The following is an 18,420-nucleotide window of genomic DNA, read 5'->3' as shown; positions in this document are numbered from 1 at the left end:
ACCCGGAAGGCGCCGACCGAGACCGCGGTCGGCGCCTTTCGTGAGACAGCTACCAGCGAGGGCAGGTGTTCTCGAACGTCGGGTCCACCGACTTCATGTACCCGGTGTCGTCGCGGTCGCGCACCCCGCAGTCCAGGTACTGCTGGTGCAGGGCGGCGAGGGCGTCCTCGTCGATCTCGACACCGAGCCCCGGCGTCGTCGGCACCGGGACCGCGCCGTCGACGAACTTCAGCACACCGGGCTTGACCACGTCCTCGGTCTTCCACGGCCAGTGTGTGTCACACGCGTACGTGAGGTTCGGTGTGGCGCCGGCGAGATGCACCATCGCGGCCAGGCTGATGCCCAGGTGCGAGTTGGAGTGCATCGACAGGCCCCGGCCGAAGTTGTCGCAGATACCGGCGAGCAGCCGCGACCGCTGCAGGCCACCCCAGTAGTGGTGATCCGACAGCACCACCTGGACGGAATCCTTCCGCACGGCAGGCTCGAGCTGATCGAACGCGACGACGCACATGTTCGTGGCCAGCGGCATCTTCGCCTCACGTGCGACCTCGGCCATGCCGTCGAGGCCCGGCGTCGGGTCCTCGAGGTATTCGACGATGCCGTCGAGTTCCGACGCAACCCTGATCGCCGTGTCGACGGTCCACGCGGCGTTGGGGTCGAGACGCAGCGGCAGGTCGGGGAACGCGGCGCGCAGCGCCTTGATGCCGGCGATCTCCTCGTCCGGCGAGAACACGCCGCCCTTGACCTTGATGGCCTCGAAGCCGTACTCGCCGATCATCTTCTGCGCCTGACGGACCAGACCGTCGGGGTCGATCGCCTCGCCCCATTCGTCGGGTTGGGCGCCGGGGTGCCCGGCCCACTTGTAGAACAGGTAGGCGCTGAACGGGACGGCGTCGCGTACCTTGCCGCCGAGCAGATCGGAGACCAGCCGGCCGAGGGCCTTGCCCTGCACGTCGAGGCACGCCACCTCGAACGGGGAGAACACGCGGTCGGTGGTGCTGGCCGTGGTGATCATGCCCGCGACCCCGTCACCGCCCGTGACGGTCAGGGTGGCGATCTTCTCGTCGATCGCCGCGCGGATCGCGTTGAGCGCGAACACGTCCAGACCGACGATGGCTTCGGCGGCCGCCTCGAGCCGGATGAGGTGGGCGGTGTCGGCGTACGTTTCACCGAGGCCGACGAGCCCGCCGTCCGTGTCGAGCTGAATGATCGCACGCAGCGCATAGGGCTGGTGCACTCCGACGGTGTTGAGGAGCGGCGGGTCGACGAACGCGACGGGCGTGATCCGTGCGCCGGTGATCCGGATGGGTGCGGCAGTCATCAGACCGCCGCCTGCACGGCGAGTGCGTCGGCGAGAACGGCGCGCCCGGCTGCGGTGATCTGCGCGAGTTCCCGCAGGTGGGCCTCGCTCGTCGGGACGAGCGGCGGCCGCACCGACCCGGCGTCGATACCTTCCATCGCGACCCCCGACTTGATCAGCGACACCGCGTATCCGGGCACCTGGTCACGCAAGCGCACCAAGGGGTGGAAGAAGTCGCGGAGCAGCGCGTCGGTGAGTTCCTCGTTGCCGGATTCGAGCGCCTCGTAGAACCCGAGAGCGAGTTCGGGCGCGAACGCGAACGTCGCGGACGAGTACAGCGTGACACCGATCGCGCGGTACGCCTGCTGGGTGACCTCGGCGGTGGGCATGCCGTTGAAGAACAGGAACGGCTTGCCGGACGGGGCGAGCGCGTCCTTCACCGCACGGACGATGCGGCCCACCTTGTCGAGATCACCGGTGCCGTCCTTGAACCCGACCACGGTCGGGAACTGCGCCACCTCCACGGCGGCCGCCTCGTCGAACCGGGCGTTGCCGCGGTTGTAGACGACGAGCGGGAGGTCGGTGGTGTCGGCGACCGCGCGGGTGTACTCCACCAGCCCGGCCTGCGGCATCGTCACCAGGTACGGCGGGAGCAGCAGGATGCCGTCGGCTCCGTTGGCCTTCGCGCTGGCGGCGAACTCCTTGGCCTGCTGCACCGAGCCGCCGGCCCCGGCGAACACGGGGACGCGTCCGGCGACGACCTCGGTGGCCTTGGCGACGATCTTGCCGAACTCCTCCAGCCCGAGGGCGTGGAATTCGCCGGTGCCGCAGGCGATGAAGACACCTCCGGGGCCCGCGTCGACACCCTTGGCGACGTGCTCGGCGAGCCGGTCGTAGTCGACGTCGCCGGATGCGGTGAACGGGGTGACGGGGAAGAACAGGACGCCGTCGAGCATGGGGAACTCCTTCACGAAGGGAAAATCAGGCTTGGGTGAGTCGGCCGTCGATGCGACGCCACAACTGGTCGGGGTTGCCGTCGGCGATGGCGGCGGGGAGCAGCGAGCTCGGAACATCCTGGTAGGCAACGGGACGCAGGAACCGTTCGATCGCCAGCGAGCCGACGGACGTGGTGCGCGAGTCGGATGTCGCGGGGTGTGGGCCACCGTGCACCATCGCGTGGCCGACCTCGACCCCGGTGGGCCAGCCGTTGAACAGGATCCGGCCGGCCTTGAGCTCGAGGACGGGCAGCAGGCGTCCGGCCTCGTCGAGATCGGTGTCGTCGACGTGGACGGTCGCGGTCAGCTGGCCTTCCAGCTTCGCCGCCACGGCACGCACCTGCTCGGCGTCGCGGCACTTGACGATCAGGCTGGACGAGCCGAATACCTCCTGCTGCAACACCTCCGAGCTCAGGAAGGTGTCGGCGCCGGTGCTGAACAGCGCGGCACGGCACGAATTGGGTGCATCCGATTCGGTGCCGCGGGCCTCCACGGTGGCCTCGCCGGTGAGCGCGGTGACGCCGTCCGCGTAGCAGCCGGCGATGTTCGGGGTGAGCATCGGGGTGGGGGTGCTCCCGGCGACGGCGGCGCTCGCGGACTCGACGAACGAGGTGAGGCCGGGACCGTCGACGGCGATGACGAGTCCGGGGTTGGTGCAGAACTGTCCGGATCCGAGCGTCAGGGATGCGACGAACGCCCGACCGAGGTCGGCGCCGCGCGTGGTGAGCGCGTTCTCGAGCACGAACACCGGGTTGATCGAACTCATCTCCGCGTACACCGGGATGGGTTCCGGACGTGCGGCGGCAGCGGCGACCAGAGCGGTTCCACCGGAACGTGATCCGGTGAATCCGACGGCCTTGATGCGCGGGTCGGTGACGAGTGCGGTGCCGAGCCCGCGGCCCGAGCCGAACAGCAGGGAGAACGTGCCCGCGGGCATGCCGGTGCTCGCGACGGCGTCGGCGATGGCACGGCCGACGAGTTCGGAGGTGCCGGGGTGCGCGTCGTGGGCCTTCACGACGACGGAGCAGCCCGCCGCCAGCGCGGACGCGGTGTCGCCGCCGGCGACGGAGAAGGCGAGGGGGAAGTTGCTCGCGCCGAACACCGCGACGGGTCCGAGCGGCACCTTCCGCTGCCGGATGTCGGCACGGGGCAGGGGCGTCCGGTCGGGCATCGCGGGATCGATGCGGGCGCCGTTCCAGCCGCCGTCACGCAGGACGCCGGCGAACAGCCGCAGCTGTCCGGACGTGCGGCCCACCTCACCGGTGATGCGGCCCTGGGGAAGTCCGGATTCGGCGCACGCCCGGGCGATGAGCGTCTCGCCGAGGGCCTCGATGTTGTCGGCGATCGCCTCGAGGAACTGGGCGCGCTTCTCGCTGCTCGTGGCGCGGAACGGCGCGAACGCGTCGGCGGCGGCGGCGCAGGCGGCGTCGACGTCCCGTTCGTCACCGTGCGCGAAGCCGGGTTCCAGCCGGCCGTCGGTGGTGGGGTCGATGCCGTGGATCGTCGTGCCGGAACCCTGAACGGGCTTCCCTGCGATGATCATCTGTCCGGTCACGTCGGTCCGGTTCACCGTTGCTGTCATGATTCAAGTCCTCGAGTTCTCGTCTGCGTTTCGTATGTGCCGGGGAGAGGTCACTTGGCTGCCACGGTGGGCTCGTCGGAGCCCACCTCTGCCAGGTCGGCGACGTCGTCGATGTCTTCCTTGTCTCGCCGGAAGTAGGTCACCGCCGCGGCGGCGGCCAGGGCGAAGAGCGACAACACGACCAGGCCCATCGTCACCGTGCCGGTCTGCTCCTTGATCACTCCGAAGCCGAACGGGGCGACGAAGCCACCCAGGTTGCCCAGCGAGTTGATGATCGCGATCGCCGGCGCCAGCACCATCGGGTGGAGCGTGCGCTGCGGAATCGACCAGAAGAGCGGGCTCGCGCTCTTGAATCCCATCGTCGCGACGCACAGCAGCGGAAGCGCCAGCCAGGGCGTGACGAACGCGGCGGCCATCGTGCCGATACCGCCGATGAGCAGCGCGGCGACGAGGTAGGGCTTGTGCCGTCCGGTGCGGTCGGCGGAGCGGTTGGAGAAGTACATCGCGAAGATCGCGCAGATCCACGGCAGCGAGGAGAGCAGTCCGACGGTGACGTCGGTGGTGCCCGGGATGCGGCGGATGATCGACGGCAACCAGAACGTGTTGGCGTAGATCGCCATGGTGATCGCGAAGAAGATGCCGCAGCACACCAGGATCCGCGGCTGCAGGAGCAGCTTCCAGCGCGAGCCCGACTCGCCACGCTTCGCGGACGCCTCACTGCGCAGCACGTCTTCCTCGGCGATGACAGCCTGCAGGTCGTGCTTTTCCGCGCCGGTGAGCCACTTCGCGTCGTCGATCTTCGAGTCGAGCAGGCGGTAGGCGAAGCAACCGACGACCACCGACAGCAGTCCCTCCAGCGCGAACATCCACTGCCAGCCGTGATGCCCGCCGAGTCCGTCGAGGGACAGCAGCGGTCCGGACAGCGGTCCCGAGATGGCGGCCGCGATGGAGGACCCGGCGATGAACAGTGCCGTGGCGCGGCTGCGGTGGTTGTTCGGCAGCCAGCGGGTGAAGTAGAAGATGATGGCCGGGAAGAAGCCGGCCTCCGCGACACCGAGGAGGAACCGCAGGGCGTAGAACATCTCCGGGCCGTTGACGAACGCCATCGCCGCGGACACCAGGCCCCACGAGATCATGATGCGGGTGAGCCACACCTTGGCGCCGAACTTCTCCATGAGCACGTTCGACGGGAGTTCGAAGATCGCGTAGGCGATGAAGAAGACACCCGCACCGAATCCATACGCCGCAGCGCCGATGCCCACGTCCGCCTCGAGATGCGTCTGCGCGTAACCGATGTTGGACCTGTTGAGCTGGTTGCAGATGAGCATGACGATGAACAGCGGGACGACGCGACGGAAGATCTTGGAGACCGCGCTGTCGACTGCCGGGGAAACGGCGAGGGGGAGGGTCATCGGTGACTCCTCTCTGTGCTGGCGCTGGTGGTGCGGGGAACGTTGGAGGACTCCGATCACGCCCGGCTACCAGGCGTGACCTGAGTCATAGGAATCACGCTAGAGGCATGTTCGATACATGTCCAAGTCAAAGATTCTCGTTATCGATGCCGAAGTTGAATCGACGTGGTTCCTGCTAGTTTCCTACCGTGAGCGCCGACGCAGTCACCTTCGAGTTCGTCCGCACGACCCGCGAATTCTTCCCTCAACTGCAACGATGGCTCCGCGAACCACACGTCGCGCGGTTCTGGAACCACGACACCGCAGACGCCGACATCGAGCGCGACTTCGGCGGCAGCATCGACGGCACCGAGCCCTGCGAGGACTTCCTCGTCCTGCGAGACGGCCTGCCGTTCGGGTTCATCCAGCGGTACCGGATCGCCGACTATCCCGAGGACCTCGCGCTCCTCGCCGCCCTCGTCGAGATCCCACCGGGAAGCATCTCCATCGACTACTACGTCGGCGACCCGCAGCACACCGGCCAGGGGCTGGGAACCGCGATGATCAGCGCGTTCGTCACCAAGTGCCGGGCCGACCTACCCGACGCCACCGCGATCGTCGTCCCCGTCGTCGTCCCCAACCGGGCGTCGTGGCGCGCGCTCGAGAAAGCCGGCTTCCGCCGCGTCGGCGAGGGCTACCTCCCACCGGACAACCCGATCGACGACGGCGCCCACTACATCAGCAGGCTCGATCTGGACGAGGGCCGGCCGATTCACCCGGTGTCGCCCGCACGCTGAGCGCGCCAGCGACTCGGGCTGCACCCGAACCGCCCACTGAACCAGCGGGAGAAGTTGCTCGGCGCCGAGAACGCCAGCACGTCCGCGATCTCGGTGAGACTCAGGCGGGGATTCGCGACCATCCGTTCGGCGAGTTCGACGCGGGTCGCGTCGAGGACGGTCGAGAACGTCTCCCCGCTCTCAGCGAGGCGGCGATGCACCGTTCGCCGGTCGACCCCCAGACTGCGAGCCACTTGCTCGACGGAACAGCGGCCCGTCGGCAACAGTAGTTCGATCAGTTCGCGGACCCGGCTCACGATCGTCACGTCGTCCGACGGCTCCCACGAGTCGAGGAGTTGCTGGGTGTAGCGACGGAGCAGTGGATCGGACATCTTGTTCGGCTCAGCCAGGTCGCCGGCGTCGATGACGATGCCCGCGAACTCGTGGTCGAAGTTCACCACCGGCCCGAACAGACGCCGGTGGGTAGCCGTGTCCGCGGGAGCCGGATGAGGGAAGCAGACGGCGAGCGGTTTCCAGCCGCCCCCGAGGAAGCCGCGCAGCAGCCGGTGCAGCACTCCGACCGCCAGTTCCACCGACTGCCGCGTCTCGGTTGCCTCTCCCACGTCCAGTTCGACGCGCAAGGTCGCGAGACCGTTCGACTCGGACATCCGCGTCTGCAACGCCTCGTTGTACGTGTGCGTGTACCGCGTGAGCACGCGCAGGGCGCTGCGGACGTCGGGTTCCTCGCGCACGACGAGGCTGAGAGGGCCGAGGTTGGAGAACTGCCGGCGCTCGGCGAGGCGCACCCCGAAGTCTTCGTGCCCGGACGCCTCCACCGACTGCTCGAGGAGGTGCGCGATCGCCGCGGCCGGGATCCATCGGTCCTGCAGTGCGAGGCCGGACGGATCGAGGCCGGCGGACCTCATCAACGGCACCGGATCGACACCGAGCGACCGGCACAGCTCGAGGTATCCGTTCAGCGACGCGTAGCGCGCAAGGGGTTTCATGCCACCTCCAATGCCCTGTCCCAAAATGATAGGCCGTCTGTCCCGTCAGGATAAGCAATCGACCGGATGCGCCCGTACTGTTAGGTGCATCACAGAAGCGGTCGGAGAGGTGATCCGCCACACCGGGTCACCCCCGCCCCGCCCGACCGCGACCGGTCCGGCGGCGGCACCGCACCGATCATCACATCGAAGAGGAGAAATACTGTGGCACAGGCTGTTCGGTTCTACGAGCACGGCGCTCCGGAAGTCATGAAGTGGGAGAACGTCGAGGTCGGGGAGCCCGGTCCCCACGGGGTCCGGATCCGGCACGAGGCCGTCGGACTGAACTTCGCCGACACCTACTTCCGCACCGGCCTGTACCCGGCCGAGTTGCCCGCGGGGATGGGAGTGGAGGCGGCCGGTGTCGTCGAGGAAGTCGGCTCCGGCGTGACCCACGTGCAGGTCGGTGACCGCGTCACCTACACGGGCAGCCCCCTCGGCGCCTACAGCACCGAACGCGTGATGCCGGCCGCACCGCTGATCCCGCTGCCCGAAGCGATCCGCTTCGACACCGCGGCCGCGATGACGATGCGCGGTCTGACCACGGCCTACCTGCTGCGGCGCATCCACCCGCTGAAGGCGGGCGACACCGTGCTCCTGCACGCGGCGGCCGGCGGCGTCGGCCTGATCTTCACGCAGTGGGCAAAGTTGCTGGGCATCAACGTGATCGGCACCGTATCCACCGACGGGAAGGCCGCGATCGCCCGCGCCCACGGGTGTGAGCACGTGATCGTCTACACCCGGGAGAACGTCGCCGAGCGGGTTCGGGAAATCACCGACGGTGCCGGCGTCCCCGTCGTGTACGACAGCATCGGCGAGTCCACCTTCCAGACCTCGCTCGACTGCCTCGCCCGGCGCGGACTGCTGGTGTGCTTCGGAACCGCCTCCGGACCGATTCCTCCGATCAACGCGATGCAGTTGGCCGTCAAGGGTTCGCTGTTCGTCACCCGACCCGCGCTCGCCGACTACATCGCCGACCCGGCGGAGCGCGCCGAACTCGCCGGTGAACTCTTCCGGCACGTCGAGGCCGGCCGGATCCGGATCGAGATCAACCAGAGCTACGGGCTCGAGGACGCCGTCCAGGCGCACCACGATCTCGAATCCGGCCGCAGCATCGGCTCCTCCGTGTTCCGACTCTGACAGCGCGCCACCACATTCACCCCGACGGAGACACCACCATGACCGACACCGCGCAACTGACCTACTCGCCCGAACCGCACACGATCCTCTCCCCTTCCGGATCCTTCCGATTCGCACCGCTCACCTGCTCGATCGGCGCCGAACTGGTCGACGTGAACCTCGGTGACGCCGCCCGCGACGACGCCCTGTTCGCCGAACTGCGGGAACTGCTGCTCGAGTACAAGGTTTTGTTCCTCCGCGACCAGGACATGTCCCGCGCCGAGCACGTGGCGCTGGCCGAACGGTTCGGCCCGCTCGAGGACCACCCCGCCGTGGGGAGCGACCCCGACCACCCGGGGCTGGTGCAAATCTACAAGGACCTCGACAGCCCGGCCGAGCACTACGAGAACGCCTTTCACTGCGACGCCACCTGGCGGGAGAACCCGCCCATGGGCTGCGTGCTCCGCTGCGTGGAGACGCCCCCGATCGGCGGAGACACCATCTGGGTGAACATGGCCCTGGCGTACGAGAAGCTTCCCGAGCAGGTCAAGAAGCAGATCGACGGACTCCGCGCCCGGCACAGCATCGAGGCGTCGTTCGGTGCCGCGCAGCCGCCGGAACAGCGGCAGGCGCTGCACGAGAGGTTCCCCGACGCCGAGCACCCCGTGGTGCGCACGCACCCCGAGACCGGCGAAAAGATCCTGTTCGTCAACGCTTTCGCGACCCACTTCGTCAACTACCACACCCCCGAGCACATCCGGTACGGCATCGACTACGCGCCCGGCAGCAGCAACCTGCTCAACTACCTGATCAGCCAGGCGTCGATTCCCGAGTACCAGGTGCGGTGGCGCTGGACGAAGAACAGCGTCGCGATCTGGGACAACCGTTCCACCCAGCACTACGCGGTCCAGGACTACTGGCCCGCCGTCCGCAAGATGGAGCGCGCCGGCATCATCGGCGACCGGCCCTTCTGAATTACTCACTGCCCCTTTTCATCAGATCCGATTTCGAACGGAGAACACCATGCACTTCCACGACGACGCCCTCTTCCCCGAGGCCCAGGAGAAGCTGGTCATCACCTGTGCCCCGTACGGTCCCGAGTGGGAGCCGGACGACTTCCGCGAAGACCTGCCGCTGACGATGGACGAGCACGTCCAGAAGGCAGTGGACTGCTACGAGGCCGGCGCCACCGTCCTGCACATCCACGTCCGTGAGCTCGACGGCAAGGGCTCCAAGCGGCTCTCGAAGTTCAACGAGTTGCTCGCCGGACTGCGCCAGGCGGTGCCGGACATGATCCTGCAGGTCGGCGGATCGATCTCCTTCGCACCCGAAGGCGAAGGGGCGGATGCGAAGTGGCTCTCGGACGACACCCGGCACATGCTGGCCGACCTCGATCCCGCACCCGACCAGGTGACGATCGCGATCAACACCTCGCAGATGAACATCATGGAACTCATGACCGCCGACGACATCGCCGGCACCTCGATGGAGCGGCCCGAGCTCGCCGAGGCGTACCGGGAGATGACGGTCCCGGCAGGCCCGGCGTGGGTCGAGGAGCATCTGCGTCGCCTGCAGGCGGCCGGAATTCAGCCGCACTTCCAGCTGTCGAGCATCCCCCAGCTCGAGACCGTCGAGCGGCTCATCCGGCGCGGGATCTACACCGGTCCGCTCAACCTGACCTGGGTCGGCATCGGCGGCGGCTTCGACGGCCCCAACCCGTACAACATCATGAACTTCATCCAGCGAGTCCCGGACGGTGCCTGCCTGACCCTCGAGACCCTGATGCGCAGCGTGCTGCCGGTCAACGCGATGGCGATCGCGATGGGCCTGCACCCCCGTTGCGGTAACGAAGACACCATCTGGGGACGCAAGGGTGAGAAGATGACCTCCGTCCAGCAGGTCGAGCAGTTGGTCCGCGTCGCAGGTGAATTGGGTCGCGAGGTGGCCACCGGCAAGGAGGCCCGCGACATCTACCGGATCGGCCAGACCTACGCCGATGCCGACGAGACCCTCGCCAAGCTCGGCTACGCGCCCAACCGCCGTCCCGGACAGGTCGGCTTCACCCACCACGCCTGATTTTCGGCGCCGGGGGACTTGCATCACGCCGGGGAGAGAGCCGGACAGACCGCCGCTCACACGAGCACGGCCGGCTCTCTCCCCACCCCTTTATCACTCCTGACGGCCATAGGAGGCCTCATGGGACTGCCTGCCACCACCGCCCTGAACACCACCACCCCGAATACCGCCACCGGGAGCACCGCTCCGGCCTCTCGGTCCCGGTTCTATCCGTGGATCGTCTTCGCACTCACCTTCGGTCTGCTGCTGTCGGACTACATGTCCCGGCAGGTACTCAGTGCGGTCTTCCCGCTCCTCAAAACCGAATGGACGCTGACAGATTCCCAGCTGGCGTCGCTCAGCAGCGTCGTCGCGCTGATGGTCGGACTGCTGACCCTCCCGCTGTCGCTGCTCGCCGACCGGTGGGGTCGCGTGAAGAGCCTCGTCCTGATGGCCGTGCTCTGGAGCATCGCCACCCTGCTCTGTGCCGTGGCGAGCAGCTACGAGCAGATGCTCGGGGCCCGCTTCCTGGTCGGCGTGGGTGAAGCCGCCTACGGCAGCGTCGGCATCGCGGTGGTTCTCAGCGTGTTCGCCCCGCGAGTGCACTCCACGCTCAGCGGCGCCTTCATGGGCGGCGGATCGTTCGGGTCCGTGATCGGCGTCGCCCTCGGCGGCGTGATCGCCGTCAACCTCGGCTGGCGCTGGTCGTTCGCCGCGATGGCCGTCTTCGGGCTCATGCTCGTCGCCCTGTTCCGGGCTCTGGTCTCCGAACGCAAACTTGCTCAGCATGCGGCCGACGACGACCCGGCCGACGCACCCGGCCCCGCCGGATTCCGGGCGCCGATCTCGAGCCTGTTCACCACCCCCGCCGTCGTGTTCGCCTACATCGGTGGTGGTCTCCAGATGTTCACCGCAGGTGTGCTTCTGGCGTGGCTGCCGAGCTTCTTCAACCGGTCTTACGGTCTCGCCCTCGACAAGGCCGGTGCGATGGCCTCGATCTTCGTCCTCCTCGTCGGCAGCGGCATGGTGGTGTGCGGCATCATCACAGACCGCGTGAGCCGCAACGATCCCGCTCGGAAATGGACCACCGCGGTGGTCTTCGGAGTGATCTCCCTCGTCTTCCTCGGCGCCGGGTTCCAGTTGCCGACCGGCGCGCCCCAACTGGTCCTGATCGGTATCGGAGCCTTCTTCTCCGCCGGCTCGTCCGGCCCCATCGCCGCGATGGTCGCGAACCTCACCCACTCGTCGGTGCGCGCCTCGGCCTTCGGCACGCTCACCCTGGCGAACAACCTCCTCGGACTGGCACTGGGACCCTTCGTCGTCGGGGTGCTGGCCGACCGCTTCGGCCTGGTCACTGCCTTGCAGATCGCTCCCCTGATCTACATCGTCGCGATCGTCGCCCTCGTCCTCGGCAAGCGCGCCTACCCGGCCGGACGCCGCAAGCTCGCCGCCCTCACCGCCGCACCCGCCTGATCCACCTCCGAAGAACTGGAGTCGACCGTGACCACCTCCACCTCCACCGCACCGACCGTGGTGATCGTGCCCGGACTGCGCGACCACGTCGCCGACCACTGGCAGACGTTGCTCGCCGAGAGACTCGACACCGTGCGGACGGTGCCGCCGCTCGAACGGGACAAGCTCAGCCTCGCGGCCCGGGTCGCCGCACTCGACGCCGTCGTCGCGGACATCGACGGCCCGGTCGTGCTGGTCGCTCACAGTGCGGGAGTGGCGATCACCGTTCACTGGGCCCAGCAGTCCACCCGCCCGGTCCAGGGCGCCCTGCTGGCCACCCCACCGGACCTCGAGGAACCACTACCCGCGGGGTATCCCACCCCCGGGGAACTCGAGCAGGGTGGCTGGGATCCCGTCCCCCGCCGCCGGCTGCCGTTCCCCAGCATCGTCGCCGCCAGCACGAATGATCCGATGGCCCGATTCCGCCGGGTCGCCGGGATGGCCGAGTCGTGGGGCAGCAAGCTCGTCAACCTGGGTGCCGTCGGACACCTCAATCCCGCCGCCGGTTACGGGTACTGGCCGTACGCCGAGGAACTGCTCCGGGAACTGATCGAGAGCACGGTCGTTCCCGGGCTGGCGAACGCTGGTGGACGATGACGCGCAAGGTCTTCGGTTCGGCAGCCGAAGCGGTCGCGGACATCCCGTCCGGTGCGTCGCTGGCGGTCGGCGGGTTCGGGTTGTGCGGAATCCCGGACGAGCTGATCGCCGCGATCGCCGCCGGTGACGCCACCGATCTGGAGGTGTTTTCCAACAACTGCGGCGTCGACGGTCACGGACTCGGCATCCTGCTCTCCCGCAGTCGGATTCGCCGCGTCACCGCGTCGTATGTCGGGGAGAACAAGGAATTCGCGCGCCAGTACCTGTCGGGTGAACTCGAGGTCGAACTGACGCCGCAGGGCACCCTGGCCGAGAAGCTGCGTGCCGGCGGTGCGGGGATCCCCGCGTTCTTCACCCCCGCCGGGGTCGGAACGCCCGTGTCCGACGGCGGGCTGCCGTGGCGGTACGCCGCCGACGGATCGGTGGCCGTCGCGTCTCCGCCGAAGGAGGTCCGCGAGTTCGCAGGCCGCCAGTACGTGCTCGAGGAGTCGATCACCGCCGACTTCGCACTCGTCCACGCCCGCATCGGCGACGCCGAAGGCAACCTCGTCTTCGCCAAGGCCGCAGGCAACTTCAACCCGCTCGCCGCGATGGCCGGCCGCATCTGTATCGCACAGGTCGAGCAGCTCGTCGAGCCCGGGGTCCTCGACCCGGCGCGGGTACACCTGCCGGGGATCTTCGTCGACCGGATCGTCCACACCGGGGCTCAGGACAAGCAGATCGAGAAGCGCACCGTCGCCGCGAGGAAGGACTGACATGACGACCATCGTCGAGACGATCGGCTGGACCCGCGAGGACATGGCAGCCCGTGCCGCCCGGGAACTGTCGCCGGGTGAGTACGTCAACCTCGGTATCGGGCTGCCCACACTGATCCCGAACTTCCTGCCCGCGGGGTTCGACGTGACGCTGCACAGCGAGAACGGCATCCTCGGCACCGGCCCGTATCCGGACGAGGACGCGGTGGATGCGGATCTGATCAACGCCGGCAAGGAAACGGTCACCGTCAACGCGGGCGCGTCGTTCTTCGATTCGGCGCTCAGCTTCGGGATGATCCGCGGCGCCCACATCGACACCGCCGTCCTCGGAGGAATGCAGGTCTCCGCGGCCGGCGACCTCGCGAACTGGATGGTTCCGGGAAAGATGGTCAAGGGCATGGGCGGTGCGATGGACCTCGTGCACGGCGCCCGCAAAGTCATCGTGGTCATGGAGCACTGCGACAAGTCCGGTGCCCCGAAGATCGTCGAACGCTGCACCCTGCCTCTCACCGGACGCACTGTCGTGCATCGGATCATCACCAACCTGGCCGTCGTCGACGTCACCGGCACCGGCCTGGTGTTGCGCGAGTGCGCGCCCGGGGTCACCGAAGACCTGGTGCGCGCCGCCACCGCAGCGGCGCTGTCGTAGCGCTCCTCCCACCCTCCCACCACGAGAAAGTCTCCCGTGCTCAACCTTTCCGTCCTTCTCCAAGACTCCGCCCGCCGATTCCCCGACCGTGACGCCTTGATTCTCGGCGACGCACGGATGACCTACGCCGACCTCGACACCCGGTCGAACCAGGTCGCGAACCTGCTGATGTCGTGCGGCATCGAACCCGGTGACAAGGTCGCGCTCTCCTGCCCCAACATCCCCCAGTTCCCCGTCGTCTACTACGGCATCCTCAAGGCCGGCGCCGTGGTCGTACCGCTCAACGTTCTCCTCAAGGACCGCGAGATCGCTTACCACCTCGCCGATTCCGACGCCAAGGCGTACTTGTGCTACGACGGCACCCCCGACCTGCCGATGGGCGAGTACGGGCGCTCCGCGTTCACGCAGAGTCCCGACTGCCGCACCATGTTCCGCATCACCGCCGACCCGGACGCTCCCGCCACGATCGACGGCATCGGAACACTCGCGGACGCCGTCGCGGATCGCGACACCGAGGTCGAGACCGTGGTCCGCGAACCCGGGGACACCGCCGTCATCCTCTACACGAGCGGGACCACCGGAAAACCCAAGGGCGCCGAGCTCACCCACGCCAACATGGTGCTCAACGCGCTGACCGCCAATCGTCTCTTCGACAGCACACCGGCCACCCACGACCGGTACCTGGTGACCCTGCCACTGTTCCACTCGTTCGGCCAGACCGTCACCCTCAACGCCGGAATCTCGGTCGGGGCGACCCTCGTGCTGCTGCCCCGGTTCGAGGCCGCCGCCGCACTCGATCTCATCGAACGGGAGAACATCACCGTATTCGCGGGGGTGCCCACCATGTACTGGGGTCTGCTCGGCGCCCTCGACGAACACCCCGCCGACATCGACCGCATCGCCGGCAACATGCGACTCGCGATCTCCGGCGGCGCCGCGCTGCCGGTGGAGATCCTCACCCGGTTCGCCGACCGCTTCGGTGTCCAGATTCTCGAGGGATACGGACTGTCCGAGACGTCGCCGCTCGCGACGTTCAGCGATCCCGGCGGCGATCCACGGCCCGGCTCGATCGGTGTCCCCGTGTGGGGAATCGAGGCCCGGCTCGTCGACAAGGACTGGAACACCGTCACCGGCGCCGGTGACATCGGCGAGATCGCGTTGCGCGGCCACAACATCATGAAGGGCTACTACAACCGCCCGGACGCCACGGCAGAAGTGCTGCGGGACGGCTGGTTCCGAACCGGCGACCTCGCCCGCGTCGACGGCGACGGCTTCTACTACATCGTCGACCGGGCCAAGGACCTGATCGTGCGCGGCGGCTTCAACGTGTACCCCCGTGAGATCGAAGAAGTCCTCCTCGGCCACGATGCCATTTCTCTCGCCGCCGTCGTCGGCGTCCCCGACGACAGCCACGGCGAGGAGATCAAGGCGTACGTCATCCTCGAGCCCGGCGCACAGGTCACCGCGGACGATGTGATCGCCTGGGCCAAGCAGCAGATGGCGAGCTACAAGTACCCCCGCACCGTCGAATTCGTCACCACCCTTCCCATGACCGCCACCGGCAAGATCCTCAAACGCGAACTCGGCCGCGCCGCGGCCGCACTCTGATACCGAAAGCACAAGCGTGAGCGACACTCCCCTCCCCACCATCCCCGACGAGCTCACCGCTCCCCTCGACCTTCTCCTCACCAGCGGAACCCGCGGCGTGGCCGCCCGCATGCTCCCCGACAGCTCGTGGACCCGTCTCGGGGTCGGCCTCGCCGGCCGGCCGGGTACCGTTGCCCGGCGCGGCGGCGCCCTCGTCCGCGAACTCGGCGCCATCGCCGTCGGCGCCTCGGATCGAACTCCCGCGAAGTCGGACAAACGCTTCGGCGACGCCGCGTGGCAGCAGAATCCGGCCCTGCGCCGGGCGATGCAGGCGTATCTCGCGACGTCGCACACCGCTGCGGCCCTGCTCGACGACGCCGAACTCGACTGGCGTGACCACGAACGGATGCGGTTCGTCCTCGACAACCTCGTCGAAGGCCTGTCCCCCACCAACAATCCACTCCTCAGCCCGCTGGGCTGGAAGGCAATGGTGGACACGGGCGGCCTCAGTGCGGCACGCGGAGTCCGCGCGCTCGTCCGCGACATGCTGTCGAAACCTCGCGTGCCTGCCATGGTCGAACCCGACGCGTTCGCCGTCGGGGAGGACGTGGCTGCGACGAAGGGTGCCGTGGTCCTGCAGACCCGCACGTTCGAACTGATCCACTACACGCCGCAGACCGAACAAGTCCACGCCACACCACTGTTGATCGTCCCGCCCGTCATCAACAAGTACTACATCCTCGACATCGCGCCGGGCCGCAGTCTGATCGAGTACCTCCTGCAGCAGGGTCAGCAGGTCTTCGCGATCTCCTGGCGCAACCCCCACGCCCGGCACCGGGACTGGGATGCCGACACCTACGGCGCGGCGATCGTGGAGGCGCTCGATGCGGTGCAGTGCATTGCCGGAACCGAAAGCGCCCACGTCCTGGGCACCTGCTCGGGTGGGATTCTCGCGGCGATGGTCGCGGCACATCTCGCCGAGATCGGCGAGGGCGACCGCATCGCCGGCCTCACCCTGGCCGTCACCGTTCTCGACCAGACCCAGGCCGGCACCGCGGCTGCCGTCATGAGCGAGCGCGCCGCTGCGGCCGCGATCCGAGCCTCGGCCGCCAAGGGCTATCTCGACGGCCGCACCCTCGCCGAGATGTTCGCCTGGCTGCGTCCGACCGACCTGGTCTGGCGGTACTGGGTGAACAACTACGTGCAGGGCCGGGCTCCCGCCGCCTTCGACGTGCTGTTCTGGAACTCCGACACCACCCGCATGGCGGCGGCACTGCACCGCGATCTCGTCCTGCTCGGACTGCGCAACGCGCTGACGACGCCGGGCGCGGCGACCATGCTCGGCACACCCGTCGACCTGGCCACCGTGACCGCCGACGCGTACGTCGTCGGCGGCTCCGCCGACCACCTCTGCCCGTGGCAGTCCACCTACCGGAGCGCTCGCCTCCTCGGCAGCAAGGACTCCCGATTCGTGCTCTCGTCGAACGGTCACATCGCCTCGCTCGTGAACCCCCCGGGCAATCCGCGAGCGTCCTTCCGATTCGGGCAGCCCGACCCGGAGACTCCGGACGAGTGGCTGGCCGCAGCGGAGACCGCACCGGACTCGTGGTGGCCCGACTACGCCCGGTGGCTCGCCGAGCGCAGCGGACCCGACATCGACGCCCCCGGCGGCCTCGGCGCCCGGCAGTTCCCCCCGCTCGGGCCCGCCCCGGGCACCTACGTCCACCACAGCTGACCCACTCGACACCACAGAGGGACATTCCTACCCATGCATCTCACACAGCCCACCGAACTCCTCGGGCTCGTCGGACAGACCATCGGAACCACCGGCACGCTCAAAATTGCGCAGGATCAGGTGAATCTGTTCGCCGACGCGACCGGGGACCACCAGTGGATCCACACGGATCCCGAGCGCGCGGCCCGTGGCCCCTTCGGCGGCACCATCGCGCACGGCTATCTCACGCTGTCGCTGGCCCCGAGCATCCTCGCCGAAGTTCTCACCGTCGACGGCGTGCACGCCGCCCTCAATTACGGCCTGAACAAGGTGCGGTTCCCGGCGCCCGTTCCCGTCGGTTCCGCGCTGCGTGTCACCGTGTCCGTGATCGCCGCTCAACGGAAACCGGCCGGCATCGAGGCAGTCTTCGGATTGACCTACGAGATCGACGGCGGAACGCGTCCGGTGTGCATCGCGGACGTCGTGGTGCTCTACACGTGAGCGTGACCGAATTGTTCGGTGGGCGCGACCGGTTCGACGACAGGGTCGTTCCGGTCGGCGGTCGGCGGATCCGGGTGCGGATCCGCCGCGGGACCGGTGTGCCCCTGGTCCTGTGCAACGGCATCGGAGCCGGCCTGGAAGTGCTGGACCCGCTTGTCGCCGCGATGGATCCGACAGCGACGGTCATCAGTTTCGACGTGCCCGGCACCGGGGGTTCGCCGGCATCCCCGGTCCCGTACGGGATTCCCGCCCTCGCGTGCGGCCTGAGCCGCCTCCTCACCGAGATCGGGGTCGATGTCGTCGACATCCTCGGCTTGTCCTGGGGCGGAGCGCTGGCCCAGCAGTTCGCCCTCCAGAACCCTCGGCGCTGCCGGCGCGTCGTCCTCGTCGCCACCGGGACCGGGGCCCTGATGATTCCGGGCCACCCGCGTGTGCTCGCGAAGATGCTGACTCCGAGGCGGTTCACCGACACCGGCTATGCGGCTGCCATCGCCGGCGACCTGTACGGTGGCACGGCGCGCCTCGGCGGTGAAGCCGTCGCGCGAGTCTTCAGAAAACAGACGCACACGGGCTCCCGCATCGGTTATCTCCATCAACTCCTCGCGGGAGCGATGTGGACGAGCCTGCCGGTACTTCCGCTCATCCGGCAGCCCACACTGATCGTCGCGGGCACCGACGACCCGATCATTCCCATCGCCAACGCCCACATCATGAACGCGCTTTTGCCACACGCGACCCTGCACCTGCACCTCGGCGGTCACCTCGACATCGTGACCAACGCAGCCGATCTCGCGCCCGCTGTCAGCTCCTTCCTCGCGGCGCCGTAGCCGTCGGCGCACGC

Annotated in this window: 17 protein-coding genes; 12 read left to right on the top strand and 5 right to left on the bottom strand. The window is 68.2% G+C overall.

All coding sequences use genetic code 11. The features are described 5' to 3' along the window. Positions 1-49 precede the first annotated feature (49 nt). Genes QM806_RS38225 through QM806_RS38210 form a run of 4 tightly spaced genes read right to left on the bottom strand, consistent with a single transcriptional unit; the run spans position 50 to position 5,289 of the window. On the bottom strand, positions 50-1,321 hold the full coding sequence (locus QM806_RS38225; protein ID WP_283294864.1) for a glucarate dehydratase family protein: 1,272 nt from the start codon (positions 1,319-1,321) through the stop codon (positions 50-52). Next, positions 1,321-2,256: a 5-dehydro-4-deoxyglucarate dehydratase gene (locus QM806_RS38220; protein WP_005567248.1), complete on the bottom strand. Its 936-nt coding sequence runs from the start codon at positions 2,254-2,256 to the stop codon at positions 1,321-1,323. The genes QM806_RS38225 and QM806_RS38220 overlap by 1 nt, the downstream gene beginning before the upstream one ends. 25 nt (positions 2,257-2,281) lie before the next feature. Then, positions 2,282-3,877, bottom strand: a complete 1,596-nt coding sequence (locus QM806_RS38215; RefSeq protein ID WP_283294863.1) for an aldehyde dehydrogenase (NADP(+)) — start codon at positions 3,875-3,877, stop codon at positions 2,282-2,284. Positions 3,878-3,927: 50 nt separating this feature from the next. Then, a complete protein-coding gene (locus QM806_RS38210) occupies positions 3,928-5,289 on the bottom strand; it encodes an MFS transporter (RefSeq protein ID WP_005567246.1) in 1,362 nt (453 codons plus the stop codon). A gap of 188 nt (positions 5,290-5,477) precedes the next feature. Between QM806_RS38210 and QM806_RS38205 the strand changes: the two genes are divergently transcribed. Continuing rightward, positions 5,478-6,065, top strand: a complete 588-nt coding sequence (locus tag QM806_RS38205) for a GNAT family N-acetyltransferase (protein WP_007296270.1) — start codon at positions 5,478-5,480, stop codon at positions 6,063-6,065. Here QM806_RS38205 and QM806_RS38200 read toward each other — a convergent pair. Further along, the gene (locus QM806_RS38200; RefSeq protein WP_005567244.1) at positions 6,041-7,051 is read right to left on the bottom strand and encodes an AraC family transcriptional regulator; all 1,011 of its coding nucleotides are present in this window, start codon (positions 7,049-7,051) and stop codon (positions 6,041-6,043) included. The two genes, QM806_RS38205 and QM806_RS38200, sit on opposite strands and share 25 nt — an antisense overlap. Positions 7,052-7,255: 204 nt before the next feature. Between QM806_RS38200 and QM806_RS38195 the strand changes: the two genes are divergently transcribed. The 11 genes from QM806_RS38195 (at position 7,256) to QM806_RS38145 (ending at position 18,406) form a co-directional block, all read left to right on the top strand. Continuing rightward, positions 7,256-8,230: a quinone oxidoreductase family protein gene (locus QM806_RS38195; protein WP_283294862.1), complete on the top strand. Its 975-nt coding sequence runs from the start codon at positions 7,256-7,258 to the stop codon at positions 8,228-8,230. A gap of 38 nt (positions 8,231-8,268) precedes the next feature. Then, positions 8,269-9,183 carry a TauD/TfdA dioxygenase family protein gene (locus tag QM806_RS38190; RefSeq protein WP_283294861.1) on the top strand — a complete coding sequence of 305 codons (915 nt, stop codon included), beginning with the start codon at positions 8,269-8,271 and terminating at the stop codon, positions 9,181-9,183. A gap of 49 nt (positions 9,184-9,232) precedes the next feature. Then, positions 9,233-10,285 carry a beta-keto acid cleavage family enzyme gene (locus tag QM806_RS38185; RefSeq protein ID WP_005567239.1) on the top strand — a complete coding sequence of 351 codons (1,053 nt, stop codon included), beginning with the start codon at positions 9,233-9,235 and terminating at the stop codon, positions 10,283-10,285. Between the two features lie 120 nt (positions 10,286-10,405). Beyond that, entirely contained in the window at positions 10,406-11,737 is a 1,332-nt protein-coding gene (locus QM806_RS38180) for an MFS transporter (protein ID WP_005567237.1), read from the top strand. A 27-nt stretch (positions 11,738-11,764) separates the two neighbouring features. After that, a complete protein-coding gene (locus QM806_RS38175; RefSeq protein ID WP_283294860.1) occupies positions 11,765-12,373 on the top strand; it encodes an RBBP9/YdeN family alpha/beta hydrolase in 609 nt (202 codons plus the stop codon). Next, positions 12,370-13,128 (top strand): CoA transferase subunit A, encoded by a 759-nt coding sequence (locus QM806_RS38170; protein ID WP_054246615.1) that lies wholly within the window; start codon positions 12,370-12,372, stop codon positions 13,126-13,128. Before QM806_RS38175 ends, QM806_RS38170 begins: the two co-directional genes overlap by 4 nt. A 1-nt stretch (position 13,129) precedes the next feature. Continuing rightward, complete coding sequence (locus QM806_RS38165) at positions 13,130-13,777, top strand: CoA transferase subunit B (protein ID WP_005563141.1); 648 nt, start codon at positions 13,130-13,132, stop codon at positions 13,775-13,777. Positions 13,778-13,813: 36 nt separating this feature from the next. After that, complete coding sequence (locus tag QM806_RS38160; RefSeq protein ID WP_169693282.1) at positions 13,814-15,385, top strand: long-chain-fatty-acid--CoA ligase; 1,572 nt, start codon at positions 13,814-13,816, stop codon at positions 15,383-15,385. A 16-nt stretch (positions 15,386-15,401) separates the two neighbouring features. Next, a complete protein-coding gene (locus QM806_RS38155) occupies positions 15,402-17,099 on the top strand; it encodes a PHA/PHB synthase family protein (RefSeq protein ID WP_169693281.1) in 1,698 nt (565 codons plus the stop codon). Positions 17,100-17,132: 33 nt separating this feature from the next. After that, positions 17,133-17,579: a MaoC family dehydratase gene (locus tag QM806_RS38150; protein WP_054246618.1), complete on the top strand. Its 447-nt coding sequence runs from the start codon at positions 17,133-17,135 to the stop codon at positions 17,577-17,579. Further along, the gene (locus QM806_RS38145) at positions 17,576-18,406 is read left to right on the top strand and encodes an alpha/beta fold hydrolase (RefSeq protein ID WP_054246619.1); all 831 of its coding nucleotides are present in this window, start codon (positions 17,576-17,578) and stop codon (positions 18,404-18,406) included. Before QM806_RS38150 ends, QM806_RS38145 begins: the two co-directional genes overlap by 4 nt. The last annotated feature ends 14 nt before the right edge of the window (positions 18,407-18,420 follow it).

Source organism: Rhodococcus sp. IEGM 1351 (assembly GCF_030056875.1).
GTDB classification, from domain to species: Bacteria; Actinomycetota; Actinomycetes; order Mycobacteriales; family Mycobacteriaceae; genus Rhodococcus_F; species Rhodococcus_F opacus.
The sequence above is the reverse complement of the archived record's forward strand: the minus strand, read 5'-3'. Positions and strand labels throughout refer to the sequence as shown.

Coding starts and splice junctions, on each gene's coding strand:
- QM806_RS38180 (WP_005567237.1), top strand. CDS start 10,406: ATGGGACTGCCTGCCACCACCGCCCTGAACACCACCACCCCGAATACC.
- QM806_RS38190 (WP_283294861.1), top strand. CDS start 8,269: ATGACCGACACCGCGCAACTGACCTACTCGCCCGAACCGCACACGATC.
- QM806_RS38170 (WP_054246615.1), top strand. CDS start 12,370: ATGACGCGCAAGGTCTTCGGTTCGGCAGCCGAAGCGGTCGCGGACATC.
- QM806_RS38215 (WP_283294863.1), bottom strand. CDS start 3,877: ATGACAGCAACGGTGAACCGGACCGACGTGACCGGACAGATGATCATC.
- QM806_RS38185 (WP_005567239.1), top strand. CDS start 9,233: ATGCACTTCCACGACGACGCCCTCTTCCCCGAGGCCCAGGAGAAGCTG.
- QM806_RS38165 (WP_005563141.1), top strand. CDS start 13,130: ATGACGACCATCGTCGAGACGATCGGCTGGACCCGCGAGGACATGGCA.
- QM806_RS38210 (WP_005567246.1), bottom strand. CDS start 5,289: ATGACCCTCCCCCTCGCCGTTTCCCCGGCAGTCGACAGCGCGGTCTCC.
- QM806_RS38150 (WP_054246618.1), top strand. CDS start 17,133: ATGCATCTCACACAGCCCACCGAACTCCTCGGGCTCGTCGGACAGACC.
- QM806_RS38220 (WP_005567248.1), bottom strand. CDS start 2,256: ATGCTCGACGGCGTCCTGTTCTTCCCCGTCACCCCGTTCACCGCATCC.
- QM806_RS38200 (WP_005567244.1), bottom strand. CDS start 7,051: ATGAAACCCCTTGCGCGCTACGCGTCGCTGAACGGATACCTCGAGCTG.
- QM806_RS38225 (WP_283294864.1), bottom strand. CDS start 1,321: ATGACTGCCGCACCCATCCGGATCACCGGCGCACGGATCACGCCCGTC.